Origin of the sequence: Sedimenticola thiotaurini, assembly GCF_001007875.1 — a bacterium.
GTDB lineage: Bacteria > Pseudomonadota > Gammaproteobacteria > Chromatiales > Chromatiaceae > Sedimenticola > Sedimenticola thiotaurini.
The window spans coordinates 2,579,495-2,600,723 of sequence record NZ_CP011412.1; the positions used below are offsets into that span (position 1 = coordinate 2,579,495).

The 21,229-nt window shown below is 59.0% G+C and carries 18 protein-coding genes; 12 read left to right on the forward strand and 6 right to left on the reverse strand.

The window, feature by feature from the left end:
* The first annotated feature begins 91 nt into the window (after nucleotides 1-91).
* The 10 genes from AAY24_RS11880 (at nucleotide 92) to yihA (ending at nucleotide 9,298) form a co-directional block, all read left to right on the forward strand.
* Nucleotides 92-913 (forward strand): carbon-nitrogen hydrolase family protein, encoded by an 822-nt coding sequence (locus AAY24_RS11880; RefSeq protein ID WP_046859858.1) that lies wholly within the window; start codon nucleotides 92-94, stop codon nucleotides 911-913.
* Nucleotides 914-1,045: 132 nt separating this feature from the next.
* Nucleotides 1,046-2,488 (forward strand): metalloprotease TldD, encoded by a 1,443-nt coding sequence (tldD, locus tag AAY24_RS11885; protein WP_046859859.1) that lies wholly within the window; start codon nucleotides 1,046-1,048, stop codon nucleotides 2,486-2,488.
* 23 nt (nucleotides 2,489-2,511) lie between these two features.
* Nucleotides 2,512-3,855 (forward strand): metalloprotease PmbA, encoded by a 1,344-nt coding sequence (pmbA, locus tag AAY24_RS11890; RefSeq protein ID WP_046859860.1) that lies wholly within the window; start codon nucleotides 2,512-2,514, stop codon nucleotides 3,853-3,855.
* A 486-nt stretch (nucleotides 3,856-4,341) separates the two neighbouring features.
* Nucleotides 4,342-4,686 carry a hypothetical protein gene (locus AAY24_RS11895; RefSeq protein WP_046859861.1) on the forward strand — a complete coding sequence of 115 codons (345 nt, stop codon included), beginning with the start codon at nucleotides 4,342-4,344 and terminating at the stop codon, nucleotides 4,684-4,686.
* A gap of 108 nt (nucleotides 4,687-4,794) precedes the next feature.
* A complete protein-coding gene (locus tag AAY24_RS11900; RefSeq protein ID WP_046859862.1) occupies nucleotides 4,795-6,051 on the forward strand; it encodes a 6-phosphofructokinase in 1,257 nt (418 codons plus the stop codon).
* Nucleotides 6,052-6,328: 277 nt separating this feature from the next.
* The gene (gene ppa, locus AAY24_RS11905) at nucleotides 6,329-6,877 is read left to right on the forward strand and encodes an inorganic diphosphatase (protein WP_046859863.1); all 549 of its coding nucleotides are present in this window, start codon (nucleotides 6,329-6,331) and stop codon (nucleotides 6,875-6,877) included.
* Between the two features lie 116 nt (nucleotides 6,878-6,993).
* On the forward strand, nucleotides 6,994-7,527 hold the full coding sequence (locus AAY24_RS11910) for a metallophosphoesterase family protein (RefSeq protein ID WP_046859864.1): 534 nt from the start codon (nucleotides 6,994-6,996) through the stop codon (nucleotides 7,525-7,527).
* On the forward strand, nucleotides 7,524-8,006 hold the full coding sequence (gene moaC / locus AAY24_RS11915; protein WP_046859865.1) for a cyclic pyranopterin monophosphate synthase MoaC: 483 nt from the start codon (nucleotides 7,524-7,526) through the stop codon (nucleotides 8,004-8,006). The genes AAY24_RS11910 and moaC overlap by 4 nt, the downstream gene beginning before the upstream one ends.
* A gap of 139 nt (nucleotides 8,007-8,145) precedes the next feature.
* Nucleotides 8,146-8,610: a bacteriohemerythrin gene (locus AAY24_RS11920; RefSeq protein WP_046859866.1), complete on the forward strand. Its 465-nt coding sequence runs from the start codon at nucleotides 8,146-8,148 to the stop codon at nucleotides 8,608-8,610.
* A gap of 70 nt (nucleotides 8,611-8,680) precedes the next feature.
* Nucleotides 8,681-9,298: a ribosome biogenesis GTP-binding protein YihA/YsxC gene (gene yihA / locus AAY24_RS11925; RefSeq protein ID WP_046859867.1), complete on the forward strand. Its 618-nt coding sequence runs from the start codon at nucleotides 8,681-8,683 to the stop codon at nucleotides 9,296-9,298.
* A gap of 287 nt (nucleotides 9,299-9,585) precedes the next feature.
* Here the strand turns inward: yihA and polA are convergent, their stop codons facing one another.
* The gene (gene polA, locus AAY24_RS11930; RefSeq protein WP_046859868.1) at nucleotides 9,586-12,303 is read right to left on the reverse strand and encodes a DNA polymerase I; all 2,718 of its coding nucleotides are present in this window, start codon (nucleotides 12,301-12,303) and stop codon (nucleotides 9,586-9,588) included.
* Between the two features lie 279 nt (nucleotides 12,304-12,582).
* On the opposite strand from polA, the gene AAY24_RS11935 reads away from it, so the two are divergent.
* Nucleotides 12,583-13,266, forward strand: a complete 684-nt coding sequence (locus AAY24_RS11935; RefSeq protein WP_046859869.1) for a haloacid dehalogenase type II — start codon at nucleotides 12,583-12,585, stop codon at nucleotides 13,264-13,266.
* 2 nt (nucleotides 13,267-13,268) lie between these two features.
* Complete coding sequence (locus AAY24_RS18560) at nucleotides 13,269-15,926, forward strand: bifunctional diguanylate cyclase/phosphodiesterase (RefSeq protein WP_052761215.1); 2,658 nt, start codon at nucleotides 13,269-13,271, stop codon at nucleotides 15,924-15,926.
* 22 nt (nucleotides 15,927-15,948) lie between these two features.
* Here the strand turns inward: AAY24_RS18560 and speA are convergent, their stop codons facing one another.
* The 5 genes from speA to glnK all read right to left on the reverse strand — a co-directional run bounded on the left by speA (nucleotide 15,949) and on the right by glnK (nucleotide 21,184).
* Complete coding sequence (gene speA / locus AAY24_RS11945; protein WP_046859870.1) at nucleotides 15,949-17,826, reverse strand: biosynthetic arginine decarboxylase; 1,878 nt, start codon at nucleotides 17,824-17,826, stop codon at nucleotides 15,949-15,951.
* A 120-nt stretch (nucleotides 17,827-17,946) separates the two neighbouring features.
* Entirely contained in the window at nucleotides 17,947-18,426 is a 480-nt protein-coding gene (locus AAY24_RS11950) for a DUF4124 domain-containing protein (protein ID WP_046859871.1), read from the reverse strand.
* A gap of 27 nt (nucleotides 18,427-18,453) precedes the next feature.
* On the reverse strand, nucleotides 18,454-19,137 hold the full coding sequence (locus AAY24_RS11955) for a GGDEF domain-containing protein (protein WP_046859872.1): 684 nt from the start codon (nucleotides 19,135-19,137) through the stop codon (nucleotides 18,454-18,456).
* A 390-nt stretch (nucleotides 19,138-19,527) separates the two neighbouring features.
* The gene (locus tag AAY24_RS11965; RefSeq protein WP_046859874.1) at nucleotides 19,528-20,805 is read right to left on the reverse strand and encodes an ammonium transporter; all 1,278 of its coding nucleotides are present in this window, start codon (nucleotides 20,803-20,805) and stop codon (nucleotides 19,528-19,530) included.
* Nucleotides 20,806-20,845: 40 nt separating this feature from the next.
* Entirely contained in the window at nucleotides 20,846-21,184 is a 339-nt protein-coding gene (gene glnK / locus AAY24_RS11970) for a P-II family nitrogen regulator (protein ID WP_046859875.1), read from the reverse strand.
* Nucleotides 21,185-21,229 lie beyond the last annotated feature (45 nt).

A 21,229-nucleotide genomic window follows, 5' to 3' on the forward strand; every position in this document is an offset into this window, starting at 1 on the left:
CATTTGGTCACAAGTCAGGGTTAATGCTATGCTCCGGCAGACCGCAGACGGATCATAATATTTAGAACCTTAGGGAACACACGCGCCCAGCATGAGCATAGAAAAGAACAAAGTTTGCGCCATTCAGATGGCGACCGGACCCAATGTCAGCGCCAATCTGCTCGAGGTGGAGCGGCTGGTCACCGAGGCGGTGGAGAATGGTGCCGGACTGGTGGTGTTGCCGGAGAACTTCGCCTTTATGGGCAAACGGGACAAGGATCTCTGTGCACTGCGGGAGGTGGACCAGGATGGCCCGCTGCAGGAGTTTCTCAGCCAGTTGGCCAAACGTCATGAGATCTGGATTGTGGGCGGTACCATCCCGCTGGAGGCGCACGACAACAGCAAGGTGCGCGCCGCCTGTATCGTTTACGATGCCCAGGGCAAGCGGGTTGGCCGCTACGACAAGATCCACCGCTTCGACGTCAACCTGGTCGAAGCCAACGAACGTTACGCCGAGTCGGAAACCATCGAGGCGGGTGACCAGGTAGTGGTGCTCGACTCACCGTTCGGCAAGCTGGGAATCGCGGTCTGTTACGACCTACGGTTTCCGGAGCTGTTCCGTAAACTGCTGGACAAGGGCATGGAGGTGGCCTGCATGCCGTCCGCTTTCACCGCCATCACCGGCAAGGCCCATTGGGATACCCTGGTACGGGCCCGGGCGATTGAAAACCTCTCCTATGTGGTCGCCGCAGCCCAGGGCGGCTTTCATATCAACGGCCGCGAGACCCACGGCCACAGCATGATCGTGGACCCCTGGGGTAATATCCTGGCACGGGTTCCGCGGGGCACCGGATCGGTCAGTTGCAAACTCGACCTGGGCTACCTCGCCTCACTGCGGCGAAACTTCCCGACCATCAGCCACCGTAAACTCTAGCGACCTGGCGCTGTCTACCATAACAGACAGCGCCAGTCGCCGCCTGGAGAGCCTTGGCGGGTTTTCTGGGCTATAGTCAGTGATTCAACCCTAAACCAGATTCAGCAACCGCAGGATTCAGCAAACACCAGCATGTCAGACGCCATTGAAATCGCACAAAACACCCTCCTCACCCCCGCCTCACTGAGCGACAGTGACCTTGACCGGGTAATGGACCAACTGCTCACCTCCCAGATCGACGCCGCCGACATCTACTTCCAGGCCAGCCGCCTGGAGTCCTGGGTGCTGGAGGACGGTATCATCCGGGACGGCAACTACAATATCGAACAGGGAGTGGGGGTTCGCGCCATCAGTGGTGAAAAAACCGGCTTTGCCTACACCGACGAGATCGCCCTGCCGAGCCTGCTGGAGGCGGGCCGGACCGCCCGGGCCATCGCCCGCGCCGGCAGCCAGGGCCGTACCCGGTTGAACCGCACCGCCCCGGGCCAACAGCTGTATACCCCACTCAATCCGCTGGACACCATGACCGAGGATGAGAAAGTCGGTCTGTTACGCAAGCTGGATGCCGAGGCGCGACGCCAGGATCCGAGGGTACAACAGGTCATCGCCAGCCTGGTGGCAGCCCATGACGTGGTCATGGTGGCGGCCAGCGATGGCACCCTGAGCGGCGATGTGCGTCCACTGGTGCGCTGCAATGTACACGTTATTGTGGAGGCCGACGGTCGCCGTGAACAGGGTTCCAGTGGTGGTGGTGCCCGACAGAGCTTCCAGTTCTTCATCGACGAGGAGCGCGCCCTGGGTTATGCCCGGGAGGCGGTGCGCCAGGCACTGGTCAACCTGGAGGCGGAAGATGCACCGGCCGGCGGCATGACCGTGGTACTGGGCCCGGGCTGGCCGGGTATCCTGCTGCACGAGGCGATCGGCCACGGGCTGGAAGGGGACTTTAACCGCAAAGGCACTTCCGCTTTCTCCGGTCGTATCGGCGAGAAGGTGGCCGCCGAGGGGTGTACCGTGGTGGATGACGGCACCCTGCCCGGTCGGCGTGGCTCACTCAACATGGATGATGAAGGCACCCCCTCCCAGTGCACCGTTCTGATCGAAAACGGTCGCCTGAAGGGCTATATGCAGGACAAGCATAACGCCCACCTGATGGGGGGCCACTCCACCGGTAACGGCCGGCGCGAGTCCTATGCCCATCTGCCCATGCCGCGCATGACCAACACCTACATGCTGCCCGGCCAGCACGACCCGGGGGAGATCATCGCGTCGGTCAAACAGGGGCTCTACGCAGCCAACTTCGGCGGTGGACAGGTGGATATCACCTCCGGCAAGTTTGTCTTCTCCGCCAGCGAGGCCTATCTGATCGAGAATGGCAAGGTGACCCGTCCGGTGCGGGGGGCCACCCTGATCGGCAGTGGCCCCGAAGTACTCACCCGGGTCAGCATGATCGGCAACGACCTGGAACTGGATGCCGGGGTCGGCACCTGTGGCAAGGATGGCCAGAGTGTTCCGGTCGGTGTCGGCCAGCCCACCCTGAAAATAGACAATCTCACCGTCGGCGGCACCAGCGCCTGAACCCCTTGCAGCGAGACAGATCAATGAGTGAGCAGTACCCGATAGCAGCACGTCAGGCGCAACTTGAACAGATGGTGGACGACCTGTTGAAAGAGGCCCACAAACAGGGCGCCAGCGCCGCCGAAGCGGCCGTTTCCAGTGACAGTGGCCTCTCCATCAGCGTGCGCAAGGGGGAGGTGGAGACCATCGAGCATACCCGCGACCAGGGGTTGGGGGTGACTGTCTACTTCGGTCAGCGCAAAGGTACCGCCAGCACCTCGGACTTCAAACCGGAAGCGATCCGCGACACGGTACGGGCGGCCTGTAACATCGCCCGCTTTACCAACGAAGACCCCTACAGCGGTCTGGCCGATGCCGACCTGATGGCCAGGGACCTGCCGGAGCTGGATCTCTACCATCCCTGGGATATCACGCCGGAAGCGGCCATCGAACTGGGAGTGCGCTGTGAACGGGCCGCACTGGAGCTGGATCCTCGCATCAGCAATACCGAGGGCGCCAGTGTCAACAGCCACAACGGACTGCATGTGTACGGTAACAGCCACGGATTTATCGGCGGTTACCCGAGCAGCCGCCACAGCCTCAGCTGCTCGGTGATCGGCCAGCAGGATGACAGCATGCAACGGGACTACTGGTATACCGTGAGCCGCCGTGCCGAGGATCTGGAATCGGAACTGGAGGTGGGCAGAAAAGCCGCTGAACGGACCCTGGCCCGCCTGGGAGCACGCAAAATCGGCACCCGGCAGGCACCGGTCATTTTCCGCGCCGACGTGGCTGGCAGCCTGCTGCGCAGCCTGATCAGCGCCATCAGCGGTTCCAGCCTCTACCGCAAGGCCAGCTTCCTGCTCGATCACCTGGGCAAACCGATCTTTCCGGCCCACATCCAGATCCAGGAGAGTCCGCGCATTCCACGGGGCCTGGGCAGCGCCGCATTCGACAGTGAAGGGGTCGCCACCTACGATAAACAGATTATTGCCGACGGCATCCTGCAGACCTACCTGCTCAGCAGCTATTCAGCCCGTAAGCTGGGCATGCAGACCACCGCCAACGCCGGGGGGGTGCATAACCTGAGCATCACGCCGGGGGAACAGGATCTGGAGGAGATGCTGCAGGAGATGGGCACCGGTCTGCTGGTCACGGAAATGATGGGACAGGGGGTCAACATGGTCACGGGAGACTACTCCCGGGGCGCCGCCGGCTTCTGGGTGGAGCAGGGAGAGATCCAGTACCCGGTGGAAGAGATCACCATCGCCGGCAACCTGAAACAGATGTTCGCCCAGTTACGGGCAGTGGGCAGTGACGAAGAGCGGCGCAGCAGTATCCGCACCGGTTCCCTGCTGATCGAACAGATGACCATCGCGGGGGAATAGGGGCGGTTGGGGAAGATTTTCCGGGTGCCAAAAAAAGAAACGGGACCGACAGGTCCCAATTAACACTCCTCCAGGCTTTATATGTAGATACGTCCAGGACGTTCTTCTTTTTGTTTGCCTGCTTGTTGTCAGACCGTACCACTCTATTAGTATTTAATGGTGGCTTGAGTCTGTACGGCGCCTTAACGGCTGCGGTCCAACAGGACCGGTCCCCCTCCTACTATTCTTATTCTGCTGGCTTAAACATAACCTGTCGCCAGGCTTTTATCAACAGCTAATTTATTGATATTAAAAAGCAAATCAGCCTTGCTCCAAGCCATATCCGATCTGGCTGGAACGAAAAACGTTCGCTACAGTAAACGGTTCATTTGTATCAAGTCAATAGGTAAAGTATCCGCCGCGTGGAATTAAGCACCACTGGGCAAGGACAACCGGAATAGGTTATCCTTATGTATCGTTAACAAGGCATAAGATAAATATATAGCTATGCAAACCATTCCTGATATTACCGATAACGAAACCTGGATCATCCGCACCACCCTGCGGGAGCGTTACAACCAGGAAGTTGAGTTGCAACTGGCCGACTCTGAAATACGGCTGCGCCCCTCCGACCGGGAGTTGAGCGCCTGCCCGGTCTGGTACTGGCAGTGGGACGGCTGCCATTTTGTCATTTTCAAGACCGGCGACAGAAACTACCGCTGTCAGTTCTTCTACAAGCCCTACCAGCAGTACGGCACCGGCGTCTACGAATACACCGATATCACCGAATGCGCAGTCTCACTGTTACAGGCGCAGGCTGATCACGAAGCCAAGGAGCGGGGTGATATCTGACGGGCCGGAGCAAATTATCCAGTCCCAGGGTTTGTTACCCGCCGCCCGATGTGACCCGATATCGAAAAGCATTTAATACTAAAACCTACTGAGAGGAAGAGTGAAGGCATGACCAAGAAAAACGCTTTCTATGCACAATCGGGCGGTGTGACCGCCGTTATCAACAGCTCCGCCTGCGGCGTTATCGAAACCGCCCGCAAGCACGCGGATCAGATCGGCACCGTGTACGCGGGTCGCAACGGCATTATCGGCGCCCTCACCGAGGAGCTGATCGATACCAGCCTGGAATCCGACCAGGCGATCGCCGCTCTGCGTAGCACACCATCCGGTGCCTTCGGCTCTTGCCGTTTCAAACTGAAAAGTCTGGAAGAGAACCGGCGCGAATACGAGCGCCTGATCGAGGTATTCAAGGCCCACAATATCGGTTACTTCTTCTACAACGGCGGCGGTGACTCCGCTGACACCTGCTACAAGGTCTCCCAGTTGTCAGAAAAGATGGGCTTCCCGGTCCAGGCGATCCATGTCCCCAAGACCGTGGACAACGACCTGCCGATCACCGACAACTGCCCCGGTTTCGGCTCAGTCGCCAAATACATTGCGGTCTCCACCCTCGAGGCCAGCTACGATGTGCGCTCCATGGCTGCAACGTCCACCAAGATATTCGTTATCGAAGTGATGGGTCGTCACGCCGGCTGGATCGCCGCCGCCGGCGCACTGGTGGAGGATTACGGTATCCCGGTAGTCACCCTGTTCCCAGAGGTGGAGTTTAACCAGGAGAAGTTCCTGGCGGCGGTTGACGCCAAGGTCAAGGAGCACGGTTACTGCTCGATCGTAGTCTCCGAGGGTTGCCACTGGCCGGACGGCAAGTTCCTGGCCGAACAGGGCACCCGGGACTCCTTTGGTCACGCCCAGCTGGGCGGCGCAGCGCCGGTGGTGGCCAACATCATCAAGGATGCACTGGGTTACAAATACCACTGGGCGGTGGCCGATTACCTGCAGCGGGCCGCCCGACACCTGGCATCCGCTTCCGACGTGGAACAGGCCTATGCCCTGGGTGCCGCAGCGGTGGAAAAGGCCCTGGAAGGTAAGAACTCCATCATGCCGACCGTGGTGCGTGACTCATCTTCGCCCTACCAGTGGCATATCGGCGAGGCCCCCCTGAGCGAGGTCGCCAACGTGGAGAAGATGATGCCGATGGATTTCATCAGCGACGATGGCTACGGCATCACCGACAAATGCAAAGAGTACCTCTACCCGCTGATCAAGGGTGAGGCGTACCCGGAGTATGACGATAACGGCATGCCCCGCTACGTAACCCTGAAAAGTGGCATCGTGGAGAAGAAGTTGCCGCCATTCGAGCTCTGATCCAGGCCGCGTTTGTCAAGGCTGACGCCAGGGGCCGGCCCGGTTCAAGCCGGCGCCGGCCCTTGGCCGTTACAAAGAAACCCGCCCCACTTGGAGCCACTCTACCCGGCTCCGGGCCCGGGGAAGCCTCAAACGGCTCAGAGAAGCGTCAAATGGCCTGTATCCATCAAACAACTTATAGGAATATCATCTAGAATTATAAGATGTTTTGAAAAAAAGCCCTGGGTCGGTTCTAATAGGCGGCTCATTTTCACTTAATTTTGCACGGCGAGAACCCATGAATCTGGATAGAGTAAGTTCGGGTAGTGATGTACCCAACGAGATCAACGTCATTATTGAAATTCCAGCCCAGTCCGATCCGGTGAAATATGAGCTGGACAAGGAGACCGGCGCCATGTTTGTGGATCGTTTCATGTCCACCTCCATGCGTTATCCATGCAATTATGGCTACGTCCCCCATACCCTGTCCGCTGACGGCGACCCGGTTGATGTGCTGGTGGTGACCCGCTACCCGCTGATCCCCGGATCGGTCATCCAGTGCCGTCCTATCGGGGTACTGAAGATGGCCGACGAGGCCGGTGATGACGCCAAGGTACTGGCCGTGCCGATCGACAAGCTCTCCAAACGCTACCGCAAAATGGAGAGTTTCCGGGACATCAGCGAAGACACCCTGAACCAGATCTCCCACTTCTTCGAGCACTACAAGGATCTCGACGAAGGCAAATGGGTCCGGGTACAGGGCTGGGGCGGCGTTGACGAGGCCAAAAAAGAGATCGAGGCCAGCATCGCCATGTATAACGACGCACCGGAAAAACCCAACTTCTAACCCATCGGGAGCCGTCGGGCTCTTGCAGGACGGGATCGACATTACAGACCGTTGAGCTGACGCTGCCCCTGGGGGCGGCGTCTTCGTCTCAGTCATCAGATCCCGACGGGAACCCCATGAAAATCTGTATTCTTTCCGACAGTCACGATCATATACCACTGCTGGATTACGCCGTCGCCGAGGCCCGTGAGCGGGGTGCCGAAGCGGTTGTCCACTGCGGCGATGTGGTGGCCCCCAGCACATTGAAATGTCTCAAAAAACACCAGTTGCCAACGCACGTGATTCACGGCAACAACACCGGTGACCTGTTCACCCTGGGACAACTGGCCAATGATCCGGAAAATACCATCCGCTACTACGGTATGGATGCCAGTCTGGAATTGAGCGGCAAGAAGATTTTCCTGGTCCATTATCCCCACTACGCCCGGGCCATGGCCGCGACTGGCGATTGGGACCTGGTCTGCTGCGGCCACAGCCACAAGGTGGCGGCCCAGGAGATACCCAATATTCGCGGTGGAGTCACCCTGCTGATCAATCCCGGCACTGTCGGGGGTGTCGGCGGCTCTCCCGCCACCTATGTCATGGCCGATCTGGATACCATGAACTTCCAATTCCACGAAATCCCCAAGAGCATTGAGCATCAATCATGAGCAAACTGACGCACTTCAACCAATCCGGTGAAGCCCACATGGTGGATGTGGGTGAGAAGCAGGAGACCCAACGCACCGCCGTCACGGAAGGTCGTATCGTGATGGCGCCGGAAACACTGCAACTGATCCTGCAGGGCGATCATAAAAAGGGGGACGTCCTGGGTATCGCCCGGGTAGCCGGCATCATGGCCGCCAAACGGACCGCCGATCTGGTACCACTCTGCCATCCCCTGGCCCTGACCCACGTGAATATTGATCTCACTCCGGAGCCTGAACAGTCCGCCGTCCATTGCCTCACCACGGTCAAAACCCGGGGCCAGACCGGCGTGGAGATGGAGGCACTGTGCGCCACCCAGGTGGCGCTGTTGACGATTTACGACATGTGCAAGGCGGTTGACCGGGGCATGTCGATCGAACAGGTGCGTCTGCTGGAGAAAGCGGGGGGAAAATCGGGTCACTGGAGAAGATCTGCCGATTAATAACAGCGGTTTTCCTGACATCTATCAATACAACCCCCATTACTGACACCCGCCATCACTCCCGTTCCGGAGCTAATATCCGTAAAATATGCTTGGGTTGGCATGGCGTTAAAGCCCCTTGTTTATTCGGGAGCAATCAATGAAAAACTTCATCGAATGGAATGAAGAGTTGAGTGTTGGCATCGAGGAGATTGATGAACAGCACAAAGTACTCGTCGGACTGATCAACCGGATGCACGACGCGATACATCAGCGTCATGGCAGTGACGTAGTGGAAGGGATCCTTGCAGAGCTGGCCGAATATACCCGCATCCATTTTGCCGTTGAAGAGAGCCTGATGCGTCTGCTCAATTTTCCTGGTTATGAAGAGCACCGGGATCTGCACGAAGAACTGATCGACCAGATGGTGGATTTGCAGCAGAAAATTGCCGAGGGTAAGCACTCAATTGGCTTCGAACTGATGCATTTCCTCAAGGTCTGGCTGGCTAAACACATCATGGAAGAGGATATGCAGTACAGCGGCTTCTTCCTGGCTGCGGGAGCCAATCCGAAACTGACCAACCGCTCCTGGGTGAAGCGGCTTTGGTCGAATATCATCCACTAGGCAGGCAAATTGCTGGCGATGTGACGCTGATTGGGGTAAGTTCGCAGGCTTTGCAACCAAGACCAGCGCAATGAACAGCTTCTACCACCAGGCAAGATTCCTCACCAGCGCCGCAAAACTTGAACAGTCCCCGCCCGACACTGGCGCCGAAGTCGCCTTTGCCGGGCGTTCCAATGCCGGCAAATCCAGCGCCATCAACGCCCTGTGCCAGCAAAAGAGCCTGGCCCGAACCAGCAAAACCCCCGGTCGCACCCAACTGCTCAATTTCTTTGCCCTGGACCCGGAACACCGGCTGGTGGATCTGCCGGGGTATGGCTACGCCAAGGTGGCAGAGCAGATCAAACGGCAGTGGCAGGCGGAACTGGCCGCCTACCTGGAGCAACGCACATCGCTGCGGGGGGTGATCCTGCTGGCCGATGCGCGCCATCCCCTGAAGGAGTTTGACCTGCAGATGCTGGAGTGGAGTGGCCAGATCCAGCTACCGGTACACCTGTTGCTCACCAAGGCAGACAAGCTGAAACGGGGCGCCGCGGCGAAAAGTCTGCAGCAGGTAAAGCAGGCCCTGAAGCAGATCAACGGCATGCACAGCGTACAACTCTTTTCCGCCCTCAAACGTCAGGGTATTGATGAAGTCCACGCCGTGCTGGACAAGTGGCTGGAGGTATCGGCCCCAGCCGCCCCGGACTGAACAAAACGGCCCGGGGGCACAACCCGACCGATCCGCCTCTCGCCTCCGCTCCCCAATCCGCTGTCATCTGCCGGAGCATACTTCCCGGCGGCTGCCGCTTTACGCACCTGATCCTGGGGACAAAAAAAGACCCTGTCACCCAAGGGGAGTCAAGGTGATCAGGGTCTTAGCGCCCGACTTGGGGTCGTCGGGGACAGGTCACTTGGGGAGAAGTGACCGCGCCAGCTGGCGCTACTTAATGAGATAGCAGAAATCACCAATAGTTCAATGCCGACAGAAATTTCCGCTCAATGCGCTTCATCCCAGTTATCCCCGACGCCGATGTCCACCAACAGCGGGACCTCCAGGCTGGCGGCCGACTCCATATAGCCACGAATCCGTTCACAAACCGGCTCCAGTTCCGCCTCCGCCACTTCGAAAACCAGCTCGTCATGCACCTGCATCACCATTTTCACCGGCGGACGCTCTTTCTCTATCCACCCATCCACCGCCAGCATGGCACGCTTGATGATATCTGAAGCGGTACCCTGCATCGGCGCATTGATCGCGGTGCGTTCCGCCGCCGCCTGACGCATCTTGTTCCGGGCATTGATCTCCGGCAGATGCAGCCGGCGGCCAAACACCGTCTCCACGAACCCCTTGGCATGGGCCTCCTCCCGCATCCGGTCCATGTAGGCCCGCACCCCGGGATAGCGGTCAAAATAGAGATCCACGTACTGCTGGGCCGCGGCCCGCTCGATGCCCAGCTGTTTGGCCAGGCCGAATGCGGACATACCGTAGATCAGACCGAAATTGATCGCCTTGGCAGAGCGCCGCTGATCCGCCGTCACCTGCTCCACACTGTCGACCCCAAATACCTCTGCGGCGGTCGCCTGGTGGATATCCACCCCGGCGGCAAACGCTTTCAGCAAACCCGCATCACCGGACAAGTGGGCCATGATCCGCAGTTCGATCTGGGAGTAGTCGGCCGCCACGATACGACACCCCGCGTCGGCAATGAATGCCTGGCGAATACGCCGTCCCTGGTCGCTGCGCACCGGGATGTTCTGCAGATTGGGATCGGACGAACTGAGACGCCCGGTGGCGGCCACCGCCTGATGATAGGAGGTGTGCACCCGCCCGGTCTCCGGATTAACCATCTGGGGCAGCTTGTCTGTGTAGGTCGACTTCAACTTGGCGCAACCCCGGTGTTCCAGGATCAGGGCCGGCAGCTCATAGCCCTGCTCGGCCAGCTCCTGCAATACCGACTCCGCCGTGGACGGAGCACCCTTAGGGGTCTTGGCCACCACTGGCAGCTCCAGCTCTTCAAAAAATATCTGCCCGATCTGCTTGGGGGAACTGAGGTTGAAGCTGCGCCCGGCCACCGCATAGGCCTGCTGCTCGAGCTCATGCATCCGCTTGGCCAGCTCCTGACTCTGCTGATGCAGCAGCTTCGAATCGATACGTACACCACAACGCTCCATACGGGACAGCACCGGCACCAGGGGAATCTCCAGGCTCTGCAGCAGACCGGCCAATTCGCCCTCTGCCTGCAGGGCCGGCCAGAGCGCCTGATGCAGCCGCAGGGTGATCTCCGCATCCTCCGCCGCATAGGGTACCGCTTTCTCCAACGGCACCTGATCAAAGCGGAGCTGCTTGGCCCCCTTGCCTGCCACATCCTCGTACTTGATAGTCTTCACTCCCAGGTACTTTTGTGCCAACGAATCCATATCATGGCGGGTGGCGGTGGAGTCCAGCACGTAGGATTCCAGCATGGTGTCGAAGGCGACTCCCCGCAGGGTAATACCGTAACGGGCCAGCACACTCATATCGTACTTCAGGTTCTGACCGATCTTGCGGCAGTGAGGATCCTCCAGCAGGGGTTTAAGCTGTTCCAGCACCCAGTCCCGCTCCAGCTGTTCAGGCGCACCGGGATAACAGTGGGCCACCGGCACATAGGCCGCCTCTCCCGGCTGCAGGGCGAATGAGACGCCGACCAGCTCCGCCTGCATGTAGTCAAGACTGGTGGTCTCGGTATCGAAGGCGAACTCACCCGCTGCACGTAACCGCTCCAGCCAGGCACTGAAGACCTCCCGGTCTAGCACCTGTTCATAATTTTGCTCCAGGTCGTCAGCGCTGTTGGATACGGACTCCCCGACGGCCTCCCCGCTCTCCTGCTCCAGCGTGTCCAACAGCCGGCGTGCCTCGATCCGGCTGTACCATTCACGCAGCGCCGCCAGGTCCGGCTGGGTAGGCTGCAGGTCATCCGGCCCCTGGGCCAGCTCAATATCCAGTTTGATCGTAGTCAGACGACGGGAGAGATCCAGCTGTTCCAGGTGCTCCCGCAGGTACTCCCCGACTTTGCCCTTGATCTCGTCGGCGTGCGCCTTGATCCCCTCGATGGAACCGTAGGCAGAAAGCCATTTGACCGCCGTTTTCGGACCGCATTTGGGGATCCCCGGAATATTGTCCGAGGTGTCACCCACCAGGGCGAGATAATCGATAATCTGCTCCGGCTTAACGCCGAACTTGTCCACCACACCCTGGCGATCCAGCCGGCTATCGGTCATGGTGTTGATCAGGGTGACGTGGCCATCCACCAGCTGGGCCAGATCCTTGTCACCGGTGGAGATCAGGGTCTGCATGCCGGCCCGGGATGCCTGGGTGGCCAGAGTACCGATGACATCATCCGCCTCCACTCCCGGCACGACCAACAGTGGCAATCCCATCGCCTCCACGATGCGGTGCAGCGGTTCAATCTGCTCCCGCAGCTCATCCGGCATGGGCGGACGGTTGGCCTTGTACTGGTCATACATCTCGTTTCTGAAGCTTCCCCCAGGGGCATCGAACACCACCGCCATATGGGTTGGCTGGTACTCAATCATCAGCTTGCGCAGCATATTCACCACCCCGACGATGGCACCGGTTGCCTCACCACGGGAGTTGGTCAGTGGTGGCAGCGCATGGTAGGCACGGAACAGGTATGAGGAGCCATCGACCAGGATAAACGGGCTTTCTGCAGTCATCTTTTCTCTTCTATTACGGGTCACGACAGTGAAGCCGCAGGATACCCCATCGGGCCCCTGCCCTGATACCCGGAAGCTGTGCAATTCACACCGTCGCAGGACATACCGACAGCCAATGGATAAAAAATCACCCATTCCCGGGACAAACCCTATACTTACTTGACACTTGATCCGCCTGCGGGTTTGCCAGATAGTGGCAGTAAGCGCCTAAGAATAAAAGCTATATAACCATGCTAACCCTGCGTTAATACAGGATCGATAATGAGACAGGGAGGCCGTATGCAACTGACCTTTGCGTTTGACATCTATGGGACCCTGATCGATACCTCAGGCATCACCCAGAATCTGCGCCGCCTGGTGGGGGACCAGGCCGAGCTGTTTTCCAGCCGCTGGCGCGAAAAGCAGCTGGAGTACTCGTTCCGTCGCGGACTGATGGGGGATTACGTGGATTTCTCTGTCTGTACGCGGCAGGCATTGGCCTATACATCGGCGCAACTGGAACTGCCGATCAGTGACAGCGCCACGGAGGAGTTGCTGGAAGCGTACCGCCACCTGCCGGCGTTTCCCGAAGTGCCGCTGGCCCTGGCGAAACTCCGGGATAGCGGCCATCGACTCTACGCCTTCTCCAACGGCGTACCGGCTGACCTGGAGATATTGCTCAGCTCCGCAGGCATCCGCGATAACTTCATCGACCTGGTCAGTGTGGATGAAATCCACACCTTCAAGCCGGATCCGGCCACTTACCGCCATTTTCTGGCCCGGTCCGGCGTCCCCCCGGACCGCTGTTTTCTGGTTTCCAGCAACCCTTTCGATCTGCTGGGCGCCATGGCCGTCTCCCTGCGTAGCGCGTGGATCCGGCGCAGTGATGCAAACCATTTTGACCCCTGGGGGAAGCAGCCAGAACTCACTTTCACTTCGCTAACCGACCTGCAGCAGGCGTTTGATTCACCCAGAGGGACCTGAGGATGGATACGGTCAGCAAAGGCATCACCCAGGATCAGGATGGGCAGCGGAAACTGCCCGTTCCCCCCTGGTTGATCTACGGCATACTCTACTTTATTGCAGCCCAGATCAGCCTGTTGTTCGCCGCCGGAGAGAGCACCGTGTCGCCGATCTGGTTCGCCTCCGGGGTGGCCATTGGCGGGTTGCTTCTGCACGGTTACAGGGTACTCCCGGGCATCCTCCTTGCCGCCCTGGCAAACACTTTTCTGCAGCACCAAAACTGGCTGATAAGCGGCGGCCTGACCGCTGGCATCCTGCTGGAAACCACTATCGGTTACTGGCTGGTCACTGAATTCACCAACCTACGCAAACTGCTCATCAAGCCCGGACACTTTGCCCGCTTCCTGCTGTTCTGTGTCATTTTTGCCCCCCTGTTCAGCTCCGTGATCGGTGGCTTCGTATTGTGGTACGTCGGTACCATTCCCACCTCCGACCTGGTCAGCTTGATCGAGACCTGGTGGGTTGGTAACTCCCTCGGCATCCTGATCCTGGCGCCCTTGTTGCTGGCGTGGGGCAGGCCGGTGACGCTGGGCAGCAGACGGGCTCTGGTGGAGGTACTGCTGCTGATAATGGCCAGCCTGCTGGTCAGCGGGTTGCTGTTCGGCGGTTATCTGCCGGAAAACCTGCAGCACTCGCCTATCACTTTTCTGGTGGCCCCGTTGGTGGCCTGGTGTATGTTGCGATTCAATCTCCGCACCACCACGCTATTCAATCTGTTTCTGACTATCACGGCCCTGACAGGGACGCTGCTGGGTAACGGTCCGTTCGCCTCCTCGGACGGGCCTGTGCCGCTGCTGTTCCTACAGCTCTACTTCGGCACCATCTGCGCCACGGCGCTGATCGGCAAGGTGATCCTGGATGAGCGTCAACTCAACCGTCGCGAACTGACACTGGCAGCCAATGTGATCAAGCACTCGCCGGACGCCATTGTGGTTACGGACGACGCCGGGCGTATCGTATCGGCCAACCCGGCGTTCATAAAAAACACCGGATTTTCTGCCGCTGAGCTACTGGGAAAGAATATCAGCATGCTGGATTCAGGCTACCATGACCGACGCTTCTTTGCCGAGATGTGGGAACAACTCAAAGAGCGGGGCGAGTGGTCAGGCGAAATATGGAACAGAAGCAAGAGTGGCACCATCCTGCCGGAGTGGCTCAATGTCATCGCCCTGGAGAGTGGCCGTGGCACCCCCCGTTACTACCTGGGCATCTACTCCGACATCGCCCGTCAACAGCAGGTGATGGACAGGATTCATCGACTCGCCTATTACGATAATCTGACCAAGCTGCCAAACCGGCAGCTGTTCAATGACCGGCTCAGTCAGGCCCTCAAATATGCCGATCGCAACAACCAGTTGCTCGGGCTGCTGTTCATCGACCTGGATCGTTTCAAGAACATCAACGACACCCTGGGCCATGCCAGTGGCGACAAGGCCCTCACCCTGGCTGCCCGACGCATGCAGGAGTGTGTCCGCCAGACCGACACCCTGGCCAGGCTGGGCGGCGATGAGTTCACCGTGATCCTGCAGGACGTCAATGAGGAGTTTGACACGGTGCTGGTGGCAGAGAAGATTCTGAAGGTGTTCAAGACCCCCATCGAGCTGGATCAGCATGAGCTCTACCTCACTCCCAGTATCGGCATCGCTCTGTTCCCGGACAACGGCTCTACAGCGGATGACCTGATCAAGTTTGCCGATACCGCCATGTACCGCGCCAAGGAGCTGGGGGGCAACAACTACCAGCTGTTTGATTCCAACATGAGCGAACCCTTCCACTGGAACCTGGAAGTGGAGACTGCCCTGCGCCGGGCGATTGAAACGAACGCCCTGAAACTGCTCTACCAACCCCAGTTCGACCTGCATACCGGCGCCATTGTGGGCCTGGAGGGGCTGGCGCGCTGGAGTAATCCGGAGCTGGGCGTGATCTCACCCGGCACCTTTATCCGGGTGGCGGAGAATACCGGCCTGATCCATCAACTCGGGGAGCAGGTGCTGAGCATGGCCACTGAGCAGGCGCTCCAGTGGAGCAGCAAGGGCATTACCGGTCTGCGCATCGCGGTCAACGTCTCCACCCTGCAACTGAAACAGCAGGGCTTTGTGGAACGGGTCAGGAAGATAACCGAGCGTTGTCGGGGCAGCGGCAACAGTATCGAGCTGGAGATCACCGAAACCAGCCTGATGGAGAATGCGGAGTTTATGGAAGATGTGTTGGCCAGACTGGCCGAAATCGGACTGGAGGTGGCAGTGGATGACTTCGGCACCGGTTACTCCTCGCTGAGCTACCTGAAACGGCTGCCGATCGACCTGCTGAAAATCGATCAATCGTTCGTGCAGGACCTGCCCAGCAACAGCAACGACACGGCCATCTGCCGGGCCATTATCGCCATGGCCCACAGCCTCAACCTGCGTGTCCTGGCCGAGGGCGTGGAGACCGAACAGCAGATGCAGTTCCTGCGCAAGGAGAACTGCGACGAAATGCAGGGCTTCCTCTACAGCAAGCCGATATCCGCCGATGAAATCTCTGAAATGATCCGCCAGGGCTTCTGGCATACCAGCGAGATGGGAGGCACCGCTCCGCCAGCACGACAGAAAGACCAATGTGATATCCAGGCCAAATCCTGACCGGACAGATAGCCGGTGAGCCCTACTCCTCGAAGTAGGTATAACCGCGCAGGCCCGCTTCCAGTTCGCTGAACAGGGATTCGGTCTCCTCGCTGCCAAGCCCCTCGGCGGCCATCTTCTCCCGGTACTTCTCCAGCATCACCTCGGGAGAGAAGTGGACATAGCGCAGCAGTTCATCCACCGAATCACCCTGCTCCGGCTGGGTCAGTTGATACCCTCCCCGTCCGTCCAGCTCCAGGTTTACCGCATCGGTATCGCCGAACAGGTTGTGCATATCGCCGAGAATCTCCTGGTAAGCCCCGACCAGAAAAATACCCAACAGATAGGGCTCACTGGGAATCAGGTGATGCACCGGCAGGGTGCTCTCCACCCCATCCTGATCCACGTAGTTCTCGATACACCCATCCGAATCACAGGTGAGATCATGCAGAACGGCGCTGCGCTTGGGCTCTTCATTGAGACGGTGCAGCGGCATCACCGGAAACACCTGGTCGATAGCCCACACATCCGGCAGGGACTGAAACAGGGAGAAGTTACAGAACAGCCGGTCCGACAACTGCTCCCTCAGCTGGTCCAGCAACTCACGGTGACGGCGGGAATTGCTGCTCAGACGGGGCATCAACTGGCTGCAGATCGTGTTGTATATCTCCTCCGCCAACGCCCGCTGGCGCAGATCCAGCACTCCCCTTTCAAACATGTCATGGGCCTCTTCCAGCCCGTGGCGCGCCTCCTGGTAAAGCTCCGACACCGAGTACTCATCCAGGCCCAGCAGTTCTGCCAGGGAGCAGAGCACTTCCGGTGCATCTTCCGGCAGATCGATCCGATCCAGCGTCTCTGGCGCCGGATCACTCTCAATCACATTCACCATCAACATGGCGTGATGAGCGGTCATGGCCCGGCCCGATTCACTGAAAATCTTCGGATGGGGCAGCGCCTGTTCGGTGCAGATGCGGGCAATCGCTTTGACCACCTCCCGCGCATAACTATCCATGCTGTAGTTCATGGAACAGTCGTGACGAGAACTGGTCCCTTCGTAGTCGACACCCAATCCACCACCCACATCCACGATCCGGATCGCTGCCCCCAGGCTATGCAACTCGGCGAAAAAGCGCGCCACCTCACCCATACCACGCCGAATATCCCGCAGGTTCGGTATCTGCGAACCGATGTGGGAGTGCAGCAGTTGCAAGCGGTCCAGCTTACCCACTGAATCAAGCCGCTGAACCAGCTTCAGTACTTGGGTGGCAGTCAGGCCAAACTTGGATTTCTGGCCACCGGAATCCTGCCAGTAACCGGTACCGGAAGAGGAGAGGCGCACCCGCACACCCAACAACGGCTCCACCCCCAGATCCTCCGCTGCCGTCAAAACCAGCTCCAGTTCGGACGGCTTCTCGATCACGATATAGACCCGGTGGCCCAGCTTCAGGCCGATCAGCGCCAGGCGGATATATTCGCTGTCCTTGTAGCCATTACAGACAATCACGCCGTTCTGCGGCGCGTGGGCCAGCACCGCTGACAGCTCCGGTTTGCTACCTGCCTCCAGTCCCACGCTGCCCACTTCCTTGGCCAGCAGCTCCTCAATCACACTACGCTGCTGGTTGACCTTGATCGGGTAGATGGCCATATAGCTGCCGGTAAACTCAAACTCATCCATGGCGGTGGCGAAGGCGCCACACAGAGCCGAGACCCGCTCATGCAGAATATCGGTAAAACGCACCAGCACCGGCCAGGCCAATCCCGTCTGCTTCACCTCGTGCGCCAGACGGTAGAGATCGATCTCCACGTCCCCGGAGCGGATCGGTCGGGCCACCACATGCCCCTGCTCATTGATGCCGAAGAATCCATCACCCCAGCGGTGGATACCATAGTCCTGGGGCACGATGTGTAATTTCTGTTTCATAGTGGATTGCATGACGGAGAAATGGAGCGCGTATGATAACCGATCAGGCCGGCTGACATAGAGTGATCATTGAGCCGAGGGACAAAAAACTTTGTCTTTCCGAACCGGCATAAAGGCTGTTCAGCCACCCGAACGACAATACTGCTTTACCCGCTCCCGGGTCTTGCGCAGAACCGCCTGGTACTCCTGGTCCGACAGGTAGCGGCGCGACCCGTCCGGCTGTAATTTGTACAGTGCCCCGGCCGCCTCAAAACTGCGCAGTTGGTCTTTCGCCTGGGTACAGGCCCGTTTGCGCTTCGCCTCCTGGGCCGCCTTCTTCTCCCGCGCCTGCTGCTTCGCTTCACGCTCATCCCGGTAGGCATCCAGCATCCGTTGCTGCAACTCCCGCCGCTGCTCGGCATTCGCGGGAGCGTCGGTCCCATCTGAGCCCGGTGTCGGCCGACTCTTGATTTGGAGCTCCTCCGCCGACCGCCCCGCCGGGGGGCGATCACCGAACTGGGTGCGTCCGTTCTCATCAACCCAGCGATACACCGCCCCATCTGCTAAACCCCACCAGACACCGCCCAGTGACAACAGCAGGCAGATCACCTTGCGTAACATTCCGCTCCCACTTACCATAATCTGTTCTCAACCCCCCGGCGAATCCAACCCGTAGAGCGCAGCCTTCTCATCTGCACTCACCTGTCCGGCCGGCCGCATGGTTTCAAGATCGGGATGCACCACCCGGTTGCGGCCCTGGGACTTGGCTGCGTAGAGCAACTCATCCACCTGCCTTACAAACGCCTCGGCTGAGAGGTTGCTGCTACGTTGGTAAACACTCACCCCCATGCTGGCGGTGACGTACAGTGGCTTCTCTGACACCATCACCGGGGTCTCCTTGATGGCGGTCCGCAGACGCCGGGCGGCATTGATCGCCCGGGGCAGCGGTGTCCCCGGCAGAATCAGGGCAAACTCCTCTCCGCCGTAGCGGCAAGGTATATCGATTTTACGCAGCAGGGTAAGCATCAGCCCGGCCACATGACAAAGTACCTGATTACCTACGTCGTGCCCCCAGGTATCATTGACCCGTTTGAAATGATCGAGATCGAGCATGATCAGCGCCGTTGGCTGGGCCGTGCGGTGGGTCCGCTCCAGCTCCTGTTCCAGTGCCTGGGAGAAGTGTCGGAAGTTGAACAGCCGGGTCAACGGGTCGGTCAACACCAGCTCCTTTAACGATATGACTTCATCCTGCAGCGCGAGCAGATTATCGATGTGCTCGCAACTGGGCGCGTCAACGGGACACCGCGGTTTTTTGTTCTCTTGTTCGCGCATGCGAATCCTACCCGTGGATCTTTCAATGGTTCCGATTCTACGGACATGAAAGCAAAGTTTCAGCAACTAAGCACCGATTCACTCCCACTCCAGCCACTTTCCACCCCCGGTGGCCAGCCACCATCCCTTTCCGACCGGAAACAAGCCGCTCCCGGCCTTCCCTGGCCTCGGCTCTGGCATCCTGCTTCACTCTACCTCCCCCATCCCTGGAGTCGTCCGCGGCATAAGTCCATCCCTTCCCAAAGCCGCTCCCGGCCTTCCCTGGCCTCGGCTCTGGCATCCTGCTTCGCTCTACCTCCTCCATCCCTGGAGTCGTCCGCGGCATAAGTCCATCCCTGGACAAAAAAAAGGGGCGCCACCAGGGCGCCCCTCGGGTTGGTTAAGTATCGATCAGATACCGGAACCACGTGATCCGACAAACTCGGGGTAGGCTTCCAGCCCACACTCGCTCAGATCAACACCGTTGTACTCATCCTCTTCGGAGACCCGGATACCCATGGTCACCTTGATCAGCAGCCAGACCACAAAGCTGGCGACGAAGGTCCAGGCGAAGATCACGGCCAGGCCGGTGAGCTGTGCGCCGAAGGTTGCACCGTCGTTGGAGAACGGTACGGCCAACAGACCCCACATACCGACCACACCATGCACCGAAATGGCACCGACAGGATCATCAATCTTCATCTTGTCCAGTGACAGGATGGCAAACACCACCAGCACACCACCAACCGCGCCGACAACCGTCGCCCAGAGGGGGGTTGGGGCCAGCGGTTCAGCCGTAATCGCCACCAGGCCCGCCAGTGCGCCGTTAAGGGTCATGGTCAGATCAGCCTTGCCGAAAATAGCCCGGGCGGTCAGCAATGCAGCTACCACACCACCGGCTGCGGCTGCGTTGGTATTGACAAATACAGCGGCGACGGCGTTGGCCTCACCCACATTGGAGAGGATCAGCTCTGAACCACCGTTGAATCCAAACCAGCCCAACCAGAGGATAAAGGTACCCAGGGTCGCCATCGGCATGTTGGAACCGGGGATCGCGCGGATCTCACCACCGGGGCCGTACTTACCCTTACGGGCACCCAGCAACAGGACACCGGCCAACGCAGCTGAGGCACCTGCCAGATGGACCACACCGGAACCCGCGAAATCCTGGAATCCGAGGCCATCAAGGAAACCACCGCCCCACTTCCAGTAACCCTGCATGGGATAGATGAAACCGGTCATGGCCACAGCAAACAGCAGGAAGCTCCACAGTTTCATACGCTCGGCCACCGCACCGGAGACGATGGACATGGAGGTAGCCACAAACACCACCTGGAAGAAGAAGTCGGACATACCGGAGTAGTAATCACCGTCATACCAGCCCGCCGGATCCTGTTTCAGGACCGCGCCCGGATCGTTGTCGCCGCCAAACATGAACGACAGATCAAACGACGGGATCACGCCGTTACCCGCTTCCGGGTACATAATGCCGTAACCCATCAGCATGTACATGATGCTGGCGATGGCGAACAGCGCCACATTCTTGGTCAGGATTTCGGCGGTATTCTTGGCCCGTACCAGCCCCGCCTCCAACATGGCGAAACCTGCCGCCATCCACATCACCAACGCGCCCGATACCAGGAAGTAGAAGGTATCGAGGGCGTAGCGAAGATTGAGTATCTCTTCCATTGCATTCACCTCTTTAATTTAGAAACGTGTTCTTCAGGAATCAGAGCGCATCGGGACCGGTTTCGCCGGTGCGTATCCGCACCACCTGTTCCAGGTTGGTGACGAAAATCTTGCCGTCACCGATCTTGCCGGTTTTGGCCGCTTCGCTGATCGCCTCGATCACCTGATCCAGCTTGTCTGCGGCAACAGCCACGTCGACCCGGATTTTGGGTAGAAAATCGACCACGTATTCAGCACCGCGATAGAGCTCAGTATGGCCTTTCTGTCGGCCGAAACCCTTAACCTCGACGACGGTAATACCTGACACGCCAATCTCAGATAGCGCTTCACGTACGTCATCCAGCTTGAAGGGCTTGATGATTGCAGAAACCAGTTTCATTGCTTGTTCTCCTGCTGTTTAAATTTAAGTTGTTCAGCCATTCCC

Bases quoted from the DNA above. Each gene is read 5' to 3' on its own strand.
- AAY24_RS11880 (WP_046859858.1), top strand. From the start codon at position 92: ATGAGCATAGAAAAGAACAAAGTTTGCGCCATTCAGATGGCGACCGGA.
- tldD (WP_046859859.1), top strand. From the start codon at position 1,046: ATGTCAGACGCCATTGAAATCGCACAAAACACCCTCCTCACCCCCGCC.
- pmbA (WP_046859860.1), top strand. From the start codon at position 2,512: ATGAGTGAGCAGTACCCGATAGCAGCACGTCAGGCGCAACTTGAACAG.
- AAY24_RS11895 (WP_046859861.1), top strand. From the start codon at position 4,342: ATGCAAACCATTCCTGATATTACCGATAACGAAACCTGGATCATCCGC.
- AAY24_RS11900 (WP_046859862.1), top strand. From the start codon at position 4,795: ATGACCAAGAAAAACGCTTTCTATGCACAATCGGGCGGTGTGACCGCC.
- ppa (WP_046859863.1), top strand. From the start codon at position 6,329: ATGAATCTGGATAGAGTAAGTTCGGGTAGTGATGTACCCAACGAGATC.
- AAY24_RS11910 (WP_046859864.1), top strand. From the start codon at position 6,994: ATGAAAATCTGTATTCTTTCCGACAGTCACGATCATATACCACTGCTG.
- moaC (WP_046859865.1), top strand. From the start codon at position 7,524: ATGAGCAAACTGACGCACTTCAACCAATCCGGTGAAGCCCACATGGTG.
- AAY24_RS11920 (WP_046859866.1), top strand. From the start codon at position 8,146: ATGAAAAACTTCATCGAATGGAATGAAGAGTTGAGTGTTGGCATCGAG.
- yihA (WP_046859867.1), top strand. From the start codon at position 8,681: ATGAACAGCTTCTACCACCAGGCAAGATTCCTCACCAGCGCCGCAAAA.
- polA (WP_046859868.1), bottom strand. From the start codon at position 12,303: ATGACTGCAGAAAGCCCGTTTATCCTGGTCGATGGCTCCTCATACCTG.
- AAY24_RS11935 (WP_046859869.1), top strand. From the start codon at position 12,583: ATGCAACTGACCTTTGCGTTTGACATCTATGGGACCCTGATCGATACC.
- AAY24_RS18560 (WP_052761215.1), top strand. From the start codon at position 13,269: ATGGATACGGTCAGCAAAGGCATCACCCAGGATCAGGATGGGCAGCGG.
- speA (WP_046859870.1), bottom strand. From the start codon at position 17,826: ATGAAACAGAAATTACACATCGTGCCCCAGGACTATGGTATCCACCGC.
- AAY24_RS11950 (WP_046859871.1), bottom strand. From the start codon at position 18,426: ATGTTACGCAAGGTGATCTGCCTGCTGTTGTCACTGGGCGGTGTCTGG.
- AAY24_RS11955 (WP_046859872.1), bottom strand. From the start codon at position 19,137: ATGCGCGAACAAGAGAACAAAAAACCGCGGTGTCCCGTTGACGCGCCC.
- AAY24_RS11965 (WP_046859874.1), bottom strand. From the start codon at position 20,805: ATGGAAGAGATACTCAATCTTCGCTACGCCCTCGATACCTTCTACTTC.
- glnK (WP_046859875.1), bottom strand. From the start codon at position 21,184: ATGAAACTGGTTTCTGCAATCATCAAGCCCTTCAAGCTGGATGACGTA.